Origin of the sequence: Mediterraneibacter sp., assembly GCF_030825015.1 — a bacterium.
Classification (GTDB): domain Bacteria; phylum Bacillota; class Clostridia; order Lachnospirales; family Lachnospiraceae; genus Mediterraneibacter.
Genome location: NZ_JAPJQP010000002.1, coordinates 206,855 through 216,939 on the forward strand (window position 1 = coordinate 206,855; position 10,085 = coordinate 216,939).

Genomic DNA, 10,085 nt, shown 5'->3' on the forward strand with positions numbered 1-10,085 from the left:
TGAGAAAAAATAAGACAAAATGCAGAAAGATTTGTTGACAAAAAGAGTCTACATTGATATAATTTCAGAAAAGCAGGTGATGACGTGCTCTTTACAAAAGAGAGTGATTACGCCATTCGTGTTGTGAGAGCTCTTCAGGATGGCGGAAAGAAGACAATAAAAGAATTATGCGAACTTGAACAGATCCCGGTAGCATTTGGATACAAGATCCTCCAAAAGATGAACAAAGCCGGACTGATTGAGATTCGAAGAGGCCCTAAAGGGGGATATCAGCTTGCAAAGGACAGCAGTGAGTTTACATTATATGATGTTGTGACAGCGATTGAGCCGGATTTTGCGGTGATGGAATGCGTCCATCGCCCCTGTGTCAGAAATGAAAGCGGGGAGCGATGTCTCGTTCACAGAGAACTTCTTGAAATTCAATGTTCGGTAGAAGAACTTTTGAAACGAAAAACAATAGCTGATATTTTAAAGAAATAATTTATGAAACAGAATCTATAGGAACAAATTCATATAGGTTGTGAAAGTGGGTGTATGCCCACTTTTCTTTCCGACACAAAGTGGATTAAAAATATCTATTAATACTCGCTGAAAACAGACTCACATACAATCAATTATAGGAAATTATTCAGATCTTAAGGAGGAAGAACAGATGAATCAATGTTATGGATGTACTACTTGTGAAAGTGCAGATAAGCCTTTGGAAGGATTTATTAAAAACCTTCCGTTAGAAACGTCGCATCACAGGGTAGATGGGCAGAGTACGAAATGCGGTTTTGGACTTCAAGGAGTATGCTGCCGATTATGTTCAAACGGTCCGTGCAGAATTACGCCGGAAGCGCCGCGCGGAATATGTGGAGCAAATGCAGATACGATTGTCGCAAGAAATTTTCTTCGCGCCGTGGCGTCCGGGTCAGCATGTTATATTCACGTTGTGGAAAATACAGCAAGAAATGTGAAAAATGCAGCACAGAAGAGAAGCGGGATAAAAGGGAAAAATACATTGAATCGTCTGGCAGAATTATTTGAGATCAAAGAGGAAGACATCTATGTCCGCGCAGAAAAAGTTGCAGATGCCGTTCTTGCAGATCTGTATCTTCCGGAATTCGAGGAAATGAAACTGATTAGGAAAATGGCGTATGCGCCCAGATATGAAAAGTGGAAACAACTGGGGATTCTTCCGGGCGGTGCAAAATCCGAAGTCTGTCATGGCGTTGTCAAATGTTCTACAAACCTGAATTCAGATCCGGCGGACATGCTGAAAGATTGTTTGAAACTCGGGATTTCTACAGGAATTTACGGTCTGACATTGACGAATCTTCTGAATGATATCGTACTTGGAGAACCGAAGCTTCGTATGGCGCCGGTCGGTCTTCGGGTGATCGATCCGGATTATATCAATATTATGATCACAGGGCATCAGCATTCGATGTTTACTTATCTTCAGGAAAGGCTGACAGATGCAGATATTACGAAAAAGGCAAAAGAAGCGGGAGCGAAAGGGTTTAAGCTTGTCGGATGTACTTGCGTGGGGCAGGATCTTCAGCTTCGCGGGGCGCATTACGAAGAAGTGTTTGACGGACATGCAGGAAATAACTACACGAGTGAAGCCATTCTTGCTACAGGAGCGATCGACGCTGTAATCTCAGAATTTAACTGTACGCTTCCGGGAATCGAACCAATCTGCGATGAGCTGAAGATTAAACAACTCTGTATTGATAGTGTGGCAAAAAAGGCGAATGCAGAACTGGAAGAATTTGATTTTGAAAACAGAGAGCAGGTGACGGATAAGATCATTGATAAGGTACTTCTTTCTTATAAAGAGCGAAGAGGCAGAGATTGTGCGGCAGAGAAACGGATTGAATTGAATCTGATGGAAACACACGGAAATGATCATACGCTTACCGGAGTAAGTGAAGGTTCGCTGAAGGAATTTCTCGGTGGGACATGGAAACCTCTCATAGACCTGCTTGTATCAGGTGAGATTAAAGGCGTTGCCGGAGTCGTGGGATGTTCGAATCTGACGGCAGGCGGTCACGACGTTCTTACGGTAGAACTTACAAAAGAACTGATTGCCCGCGATGTGATCGTCCTGACGGCTGGATGTTCTTCGGGCGGGATTGAAAACTGTGGACTGATGACACCGGAAGCGGCACAATTTGCCGGACCGAAACTTCGCGCTGTATGTGAAAAACTGGGAATTCCTCCGGTTCTTAATTTCGGACCATGTCTTGCGATCGGTAGACTGGAGATCGTTGCTACAGAACTGGCAGAGGCGATCGGCGTTGATCTGCCGCAGCTTCCCCTCGTTCTTTCGGCTGCACAGTGGCTTGAAGAGCAGGCTTTGGCAGATGGATGTTTCGGTCTGGCATTAGGGCTGCCGCTTCATCTTGGACTGCCGCCTTTTGTGACAGGAAGCAGCGAGGCAGTAAAAATATTGACAGAAGATATGAAAGAATTGACCGGAGGGCAGGTTATCATTGAGTCGGACGCAAAAAAAACAGCAGATATGTTGGAAGAGATTATCTTGGAAAAGCGCGCCGCGCTTCATATATAGGAGGGGCGGTGCATGAAAAGGATTATTGTAGAATATGAAAAATGTGATGGCTGCAAGAACTGTTCAATCGCATGTATGCAGGCTCACCGCAAAGAGGCAGGTTCGGTTTATGATCTGGATCTGACAGATCCGGAAAATGAATCGAGAAATTATATTTTAAAAGGAGAAAACGGTACATATCGGCCGTTGTTCTGCAGACATTGCGATGAACCGGAATGCGTCATCTCATGTATGAGCGGAGCGCTTAAAAAAGATCCGAAGACAGGTATCGTTACATATGATGAGACAAAATGCGGATCCTGTTTTATGTGTGTTATGAATTGTCCGTTTGGTGTTCTGAAACCGGATCGGGTGACGAAGAAAAAAGTGATCAAGTGTGATTTTTGTATTTCTGATGGCGGGCAGCCGAATTGTGTGAAGGCGTGTCCAAAAGGCGCCATTCATGTCGAGGAGGTGTGATGGATGAAATATGTAATTATCGGAACCGGAGCGGCAGGCATTACGGCGGCAAAAGAGATTAGAAAACTGGAAGAAAAGGCGAAGATCACAATGATCTCTGCAGATGAGCATGTGCATTCCCGTTGTATGCTGCACAAATATCTTTCTCATGAAAGGACGGCAGAAGAACTTTCGTTTGTAGAAGAAGATTTTTTTGAAAAGAATCGGATTGGAGAAGTTCACGGACAGATCGAAGCGATCGATACAGTTGATCGGGTAGTCGATACAAAAGAAGGAGAATCGATCTGTTATGATAAACTGCTTATTTCGACAGGAGCAAACAGTTTTATCCCTCCGGTCGGAGATCTTCGAAAGGCGAAAAATGTATTTGGTCTGCGGCATTTGAAAGATGCGCAGGCAATCGATAAAATGTCAGAAAATGCAGAAAAGATTCTGATCATTGGATCAGGTCTTGTGGGACTGGATGCAGCGTACGGTTTGATCGAGCGGGGGAAACAGGTGACAGTTGTGGAAATGGCAGAACAGATCCTTCCGGTACAGCTTGATGCTCATGGCGCAGAAGCATATCAGGAGCTGTTTGAACAGGCCGGAGTGAAATTTTATCTCGGATGCAGAGCGGACGGCGCCGTATGTGAAGAGGATGGCATGATCCGTACTGTTACGCTTGATACGGGGAGAAAACTTTCCTGTGATCTGATTATTGTGGCTGCGGGAGTCCGTCCGGCAGTTGAGTTCCTTGATCAAAGCGGGATAGAGACAGACAGGGGGATTAAAGTAAACGCAAAGATGGAGACAAACGTGCCGGATGTATATGCTGCCGGAGATGTTACCGGATTATCCGGTATTTGGCCGAATGCTATGAAACAAGGACAGACGGCGGCGCGGAACATGTGTGGTGTCTTGACTGAGTATACGGATACTTTTGCCGTGAAAAATACGATTAACTTCTTCGGACTTGTCACCCTTTGTCTTGGAAAGATTAAAGCAGAGGCGGAAGACGAGGTTTTCACAGAAGAAGACAGAAACGGATATCGGCGCCTGATCTTAAGAAACGGAATCGTACAGGGGATCCTGTTGCAGGGAGACATTTCGCATTCTGGGATTTGGCAATATATAATAAAAAACCGGATTGAGATTGGTTTTTTGAAGGAAAAAATTTTTCAGATTACGTTTGCAGACTTCTATGAAACAGCAGAACGTGGAAAATATGTGTGGAAGACGGACAAAAGCCGACAAAAAGCCGACAAAACGCTTGACGCAATGACATAAAACCATTAAAATATTATATGCGAATTATAGCAGAAATATTTGCAAAATTTTTTAGGAGGTCATTGTGACATGGCAAAATGGGTTTATATGTTCACAGAAGGTAACGCAGATATGAGAAACCTTCTCGGTGGAAAAGGCGCAAACCTTGCAGAGATGACAAGTCTTGGACTCCCGGTACCGCAGGGATTCACGGTAACAACAGAGGCTTGTACACAGTATTATGAAGATGGCAGAAAGATCAATGATGAGATTATGGGTCAGATCATGGATGCTATCGTTAAATTGGAAGAGATCACAGGAAAGAAATTCGGAGATAAAGAGAATCCGCTTCTCGTTTCCGTTCGTTCAGGTGCGAGAGCTTCCATGCCGGGTATGATGGATACAATTCTGAATCTTGGTCTTAATGAGGAAGTTGTGGAAACTCTTGCAGAAGCTTCTGGAAACGCTCGTTGGGCTTGGGACTGCTATAGAAGATTTATCCAGATGTATTCTGACGTTGTTATGGAAGTTGGTAAAAAATACTTCGAAGAACTTATCGATAAGATGAAAGAAGAAAAAGGCGTTAAACAGGACGTTGAGCTTACAGCAGAAGATCTGAAGACTCTTGCAGGACAGTTTAAGGCTGAATATAAAGAAAAAATCGGAGCAGAGTTCCCGTCAGACGCAAAAGAGCAGTTAATGGGAGCTGTTAAGGCTGTATTCCGTTCATGGGATAACCCGAGAGCAAACGTATATCGCCGTGATAACGATATCCCGTATTCATGGGGAACAGCTGTCAACGTACAGATGATGGCATTCGGAAACATGGGAGATGACTGTGGTACAGGTGTTGCCTTTACACGTGACCCGGCTACAGGAGAAAACGGACTCTTCGGAGAGTTCCTTACAAATGCTCAGGGAGAAGACGTTGTTGCCGGTGTTCGTACACCGATGCACATTTCCGAGATGGAGCAGAAATTCCCGGAAGCATTCGCACAGTTTAAAGAAGTGTGCAGCACATTGGAAAAACACTACAGAGATATGCAGGACATGGAGTTTACTGTAGAACATGGTAAACTGTTCATGCTTCAGACACGTAACGGAAAGAGAACAGCACAGGCTGCTCTGAAGATCGCTTGTGACCTCGTTGATGAGGGAATGAGAACAGAGGAAGAAGCTGTAGCTATGATCGATCCGAGAAACCTTGATACACTTCTTCACCCGCAGTTCGATGCTGCTGCTTTGAAAGCTGCAGAACCGATGGCAAAAGCACTTGGAGCATCTCCTGGAGCTGCTTGCGGTAAAATCGTATTTACAGCAGATGATGCTGTAGAGTGGGCTGCAAGAGGAGAGAAAGTAATCCTTGTTCGTCTTGAGACATCACCGGAAGATATCACAGGTATGAAATCTGCACAGGGTATCCTGACAGTTCGTGGTGGTATGACATCTCACGCTGCCGTTGTTGCGCGTGGTATGGGTACATGCTGTGTATCCGGATGTGGAGACATCACAATGGACGAAGCAAACAAGAAATTTACATTAGCAGGAAAAGAGTTCCACGAGGGAGACAGCATTTCTCTTGACGGATCTACAGGAGCTATTTATGACGGAATCATCCCGACAGTTGACGCTACAATCGCTGGCGAGTTCGGAAGAATCATGGGATGGGCTGACAAATACAGAACAATGAAAGTTCGTACAAACGCAGATACACCGGCTGACGCTAAGAAAGCTCGTGAGCTTGGAGCAGAAGGTATCGGACTTTGCCGTACAGAGCATATGTTCTTCGAAGGCAACAGAATTGATGCTTTCCGTGAGATGATCTGTTCTGAAACAGTAGAAGAAAGAGAAGCAGCTCTTGAGAAGATCCTTCCGGAGCAGCAGGGAGACTTTGAGGCTCTGTATGAGGCTCTTGAAGGAAACCCGGTTACAATCCGTTTCCTTGATCCTCCGCTTCATGAGTTCGTTCCGACAGAGAAAGAAGACATTAAGAAACTGGCTGACGCACAGGGCAAGACAGTTGATCAGATCAAAGCGATCATCGACAGTCTGCACGAGTTTAACCCGATGATGGGTCATCGTGGATGCCGTTTGGCAGTAACATATCCGGAAATCGCGAAGATGCAGACAAGAGCTGTTATCCGCGCAGCAATCAACGTTCAGAAAGCTCATCCGGATTGGAATGTAAAACCGGAGATCATGATTCCGCTCGTAGGAGATGTAAAAGAGCTGAAATATGTTAAGAAATTTGTTGTTGAGACAGCAGATGCTGAGATCGCAGCAGCAGGAAGCGATCTGAAGTACGAAGTTGGTACAATGATCGAGATCCCGAGAGCAGCTCTTACAGCTGATGACATTGCAAAAGAAGCTGACTTCTTCTGCTTCGGTACAAACGACCTTACACAGATGACATACGGATTCTCCCGTGATGATGCTGGTAAGTTCCTTGACGCTTACTATGATGCTAAGATCTTTGAAAATGATCCGTTTGCAAAACTGGATCAGACAGGTGTTGGCAAATTGATGGATATGGCGATCACATTAGGAAAACCGGTTAACCCGAATCTGCACGTAGGAATCTGTGGAGAGCACGGTGGAGACCCGAGTTCTGTAGAATTCTGCAACAAACTTGGTCTTGACTATGTATCCTGCTCACCGTTCCGTGTGCCGATCGCAAGACTGGCAGCAGCACAGGCAGCTATTGCAAATAAGTAGGAGTTCTCTTTCCTTTGAATTGCCGCTTGAGTTTGAGCAGGCAGCAGCCGATCGAAAGGCTAACGGACAGTATGTAAGGAAAAATCAGTGGAGAGATACCACTGTAAGGGTTCTCATAGACCTTAATTAAAAATGAAATAAGATAAGCGTATCATTAGAAATAGTGGTACGCTTATTTTTTACCCCTATTGCACATTTGAGTACCCTGACCGTTCTTCTATATAATGAAGTCAAGAACGGAGGTGCTGACAATGAGAGAAACAAAATACCACGCATATCTGGATAGTGAGGAAAGAACAATCCTTTTACATAGCCTTGTGGAATTGAAAAATCAACTCATTCAGCAGGGCAGATATACAGACTGTGTTGACGAGCTGATTGTCAAAGTCATAAACGCCCCTGTGAAGAAACTAAAAGTATTGGTGTAGGAGGTTTTGATGTATGACAAAGATTTTGCTGAACTTGTGAAAATTGCAGCGGAGAAATTAAAAGAAGATACCGTTTATAAAATGCTCACACGCAGCGAGGATTATCAAAAAGAAAGCGATGCAAGGGATAAAGCGGAACGAAACTATGAACAACTTGATTTGACAATAGAACAGAGAAAGGTCTGTAATGTTTTTTTAGATTACAGAGATAGGCAGAGCTTGGAATACTCTGATTATTCCTATTTGGCAGGCTTATATGATGCGTTCCGTATCATGGCGGTCATTTTTCCCAATAGAATAAGAGATAATTTCAGTAATTACAGACCGAAGTCAGCAAAAAAGAGTATATATCCCGAAAAAGAATGGAAAGCAACGCCCACTGGGTATTCCAACAGTTTTGGACAGAATTATACAGGAGTGTGTGAGAATTATTATTGAGCCTATATGTGAGGCAAGATTTTATCCGCATAGTTACGGATTTCGGCCATACAGGGCACAGAAACACGCTATCAGAGACATTATCAATATAGAAAAGCTAAGGCTGATGTGCTATAATCAGAGGCGCAAATTTGAAGGTGTAAAGGAGACAAACTATGGGCGAAAATTATTTAGATATGGCTACTGTTATAGTGATATTTTTTGCTCTCGGCATCTTATTATCAAGACTGGGCGGTGTTGGAGGAATTGTTGTAAGAATTAAAAAAATGGTTTGCAAGCTAATGGGACATAGAGACTGAGAAAAGCGATATAAATGAGAATTTGTGTAAGCAAAGTGAGGTCTTAAAATGCGTATTTTGGAATATGGCAATATAAATAATCCAACGATAATGCTTATTCATGGTTTTGAAAGTCCATATCAAATATGGATTGATTATATAGAGCATTATAAAGAGAACTATCATATTCTTGTGCCAATTTTGCCGGGACATGATGTGCAGGAGAAGTCCGAGTTCAATTCCTTTGATGATACTGCAAAAGAGATAGAAAATTATTGTATATCAAAATCTATTAACCATATATACGCAATTTATGGAATGAGCATGGGTGGAGTTTTAACATCGTATTTATGGAAAAACAAGAAGCTTACTTTTGAAAAAGTTATTTTAGAAAGTTCACCACTTTTACCATTTGGAAAATATATGACTCAAATGCTTATAAAGCAGTACTTGTCTATAACCAAAAAAGCAAGAGAACGAAATCAAAAAGTGGTACGAAACGCAATAAATTCAATGGTAACAGAAGATATGCTGGATGTGTTTTTAGAACTGTTGGATAATATATCAGATGAAACCATAAAAAATTATTTATATGCAGTTGGACAATTTAAACTTCCCCCAGATATTGATACACCCAATACACAGATTATTTATTTTTATGGTGGAAAGATAAATGAATTTGTTTTTAGAAACGTAGCAAAATATATCAAGAAAAATTATAAAAATTCCATAACTATTTGTTCAAAAGGAAAAGGACATTGTGAGGACGCATTACTGCACTCAAATGAGTGGATTGAACGACTGGATAAATATATTATCTAGTACTGCAAATCCCAGTTTGTCGCTGACACACATATCTAAAATTGAAGACTTAAATTTACATAGCCGAGAGGTTTATCAAACGATAATCCCCTCGGCTTATTTTATTTCAAGGAGATGCAAAAGTGAATTATCAGGAGTACAAGCAATCCCTTATCTATATACAGCCATTGCACCTGTGCCATTATCTGCCTTTGCGGGAGAGCCAAGCCAGAGTGTAGGCAAGAGTTTTATCAAGAGCTATTCTGCGGTATGCCTTGAGGGAGCAATCATTGTGCTTGCCTGTATTATCTTTTCACTCTTTGCCGCAGCACCGCCCGTAGTCAATCCTGATGCGGCGGCAGTTACAATGGTGTGGAGTTATGAGGGCGAGCTGATTTTTAATATGCTCATCTTGGTCGGTGCAGTCAAAATGGCAGACCGAGCAGTGCGTGAGATGATGGGTTTGTAACACAAAAATTTTCTGTGCGTATTGACTTGATTGTATGAAATGGGTAGAATACTGCTATCTAATATACGCAAGGAGGTTTTGTTATGAATATTCGTCCATCCGCAGCAATCCGCCAGAATTACAACGAGATTGCCGATATGTGCAGAAAGACCGCAGAGCCGATTTTCCTTACCAAGAACGGCGAGGGAGATTTAGTCGTTATGGATATTGAAACTTATAACCGCAGGGAAAAAATGCTGAAGCTGCGTGAGGAACTTTTGGCAGTAGAGGCAGGCAGAGTTGGCTGTACGCTTGATGAACTGGACGCTTACCTTGATGATGTGATTGCAGAGGTGTAGCGTATGACAGAGCGCAAGAGATATAAAGTCATTGTTTCCGACAGGGCAAAGGGGATGTATGGAACACATATCCCTTACTGTACAGGTATCACCCAGAATGTGGATGACCTGTTACAGAGCCATACGGCAAGGACAATGCTTGCAAACTCCGAGTTTATCATTATGCTCAATCAGGCATCTACTGACAGTCTTGAGCTTGCCAAGTTCCTTAATATCTCCGATCTATTTACCTATGGCAATAATTTTAAGGCTTGATAGAATGATGGCAGATAGAAAAATAAGCCTAAATGACCTATCCGAAAGAGGGTGTCGCAAAATCATCAGATTAGATGATTGAGCGATGCCCTCGCTCTA

At 42.9% G+C, this 10,085-nt stretch carries 10 protein-coding genes and 4 pseudogenes; all 14 read left to right on the plus strand.

The genetic code is table 11. The features are described 5' to 3' along the window. The first annotated feature begins 84 nt into the window (after nt 1–84). Nucleotides 85–480, plus strand: coding sequence for an RrF2 family transcriptional regulator (locus tag RCH61_RS02685; protein WP_178007464.1), 396 nt, complete (start codon nt 85–87; stop codon nt 478–480). A 172-nt stretch (nt 481–652) separates the two neighbouring features. Continuing rightward, the gene (gene cooS, locus RCH61_RS02690; RefSeq protein ID WP_178007466.1) at nt 653–2,557 is read left to right on the plus strand and encodes an anaerobic carbon-monoxide dehydrogenase catalytic subunit; all 1,905 of its coding nucleotides are present in this window, start codon (nt 653–655) and stop codon (nt 2,555–2,557) included. A gap of 12 nt (nt 2,558–2,569) precedes the next feature. Beyond that, nucleotides 2,570–3,016: a 4Fe-4S dicluster domain-containing protein gene (locus RCH61_RS02695; RefSeq protein ID WP_178007468.1), complete on the plus strand. Its 447-nt coding sequence runs from the start codon at nt 2,570–2,572 to the stop codon at nt 3,014–3,016. 3 nt (nt 3,017–3,019) lie between these two features. Then, nucleotides 3,020–4,285 carry an NAD(P)/FAD-dependent oxidoreductase gene (locus RCH61_RS02700; protein ID WP_306479793.1) on the plus strand — a complete coding sequence of 422 codons (1,266 nt, stop codon included), beginning with the start codon at nt 3,020–3,022 and terminating at the stop codon, nt 4,283–4,285. Between the two features lie 69 nt (nt 4,286–4,354). Beyond that, nucleotides 4,355–6,979, plus strand: coding sequence for a pyruvate, phosphate dikinase (gene ppdK, locus RCH61_RS02705; protein WP_306479794.1), 2,625 nt, complete (start codon nt 4,355–4,357; stop codon nt 6,977–6,979). Between the two features lie 251 nt (nt 6,980–7,230). Beyond that, nucleotides 7,231–7,407, plus strand: coding sequence for a hypothetical protein (locus RCH61_RS02710; RefSeq protein WP_009320322.1), 177 nt, complete (start codon nt 7,231–7,233; stop codon nt 7,405–7,407). Nucleotides 7,408–7,416: 9 nt separating this feature from the next. After that, entirely contained in the window at nt 7,417–7,845 is a 429-nt protein-coding gene (locus RCH61_RS09925) for a hypothetical protein (RefSeq protein WP_330692899.1), read from the plus strand. Then, nucleotides 7,817–7,876, plus strand: a pseudogene (locus RCH61_RS09930) (hypothetical protein); the annotation flags it as partial. The gene RCH61_RS09925 and the pseudogene RCH61_RS09930, both read left to right, overlap by 29 nt. 124 nt (nt 7,877–8,000) lie before the next feature. Further along, on the plus strand, nt 8,001–8,144 hold the full coding sequence (locus RCH61_RS02720; RefSeq protein ID WP_306479795.1) for a hypothetical protein: 144 nt from the start codon (nt 8,001–8,003) through the stop codon (nt 8,142–8,144). A gap of 48 nt (nt 8,145–8,192) precedes the next feature. Beyond that, complete coding sequence (locus RCH61_RS02725; RefSeq protein WP_306479796.1) at nt 8,193–8,945, plus strand: alpha/beta fold hydrolase; 753 nt, start codon at nt 8,193–8,195, stop codon at nt 8,943–8,945. 151 nt (nt 8,946–9,096) lie between these two features. Beyond that, nucleotides 9,097–9,393: pseudogene (locus RCH61_RS02730) on the plus strand (hypothetical protein); the annotation flags it as partial. An 83-nt stretch (nt 9,394–9,476) separates the two neighbouring features. Next, entirely contained in the window at nt 9,477–9,731 is a 255-nt protein-coding gene (locus tag RCH61_RS02735; RefSeq protein WP_306479797.1) for a type II toxin-antitoxin system Phd/YefM family antitoxin, read from the plus strand. A 75-nt stretch (nt 9,732–9,806) separates the two neighbouring features. Then, nucleotides 9,807–9,956, plus strand: a pseudogene (locus tag RCH61_RS09850) (VirB4-like conjugal transfer ATPase, CD1110 family); the annotation flags it as partial. A 7-nt stretch (nt 9,957–9,963) separates the two neighbouring features. Continuing rightward, nucleotides 9,964–10,035: pseudogene (locus RCH61_RS09855) on the plus strand (helix-turn-helix domain-containing protein); the annotation flags it as partial. Nucleotides 10,036–10,085 lie beyond the last annotated feature (50 nt).